The 450-nt window shown below is 30.4% G+C and carries 1 pseudogene; it reads right to left on the bottom strand.

Going from position 1 to position 450, the window contains the following annotated elements:
- A pseudogene (locus KDK95_RS38955) lies at positions 1-246 on the bottom strand (CHAP domain-containing protein); the annotation flags it as partial.
- Positions 247-450: the final 204 nt, after the last annotated feature.

Raw genomic sequence — 450 nt, 5'->3', positions numbered from 1 at the left:
ACTATAAGTATTGTAGTTATTGTAATAGTATGTGTTGTTTTGCGTTAATTGACTTGGATTCCAATTTCCTGTCCAAGTGTAATGATAATTACCTTGTGCATCAATTGTATACGTATAGCTGTATGATTGAGCGTCATTAGAATTATATCCATTGTTATTTTGTTCTGCGGCTTGTGCATCATGTCCTGCAAATGCGATAGTGGCAAGTCCTGCTGTAGCGATTGTAGCTGTAACGATTTTTTTCATAATTAAATATCCTCCCAATAATCAAAACACTCTATACATATAGTCATTAGCGACTCAATTATCTTAAATTTTATATTTTTTATTTTTTTAATATGCAAATAATTATAACTTTTATAGTTTTGCGACAAAACAAACTATAACAGAGATTAGGTACCTTGTGGTCTTTGTTATCATAATGTAATCTGTTCCTAACAAAGCATCATT

This window comes from Actinospica acidithermotolerans, from assembly GCF_018139625.1.
GTDB lineage: Bacteria > Actinomycetota > Actinomycetes > Streptomycetales > Catenulisporaceae > Actinospica > Actinospica acidithermotolerans.
This window is presented reverse-complemented; position numbering and strand designations above follow the sequence as displayed.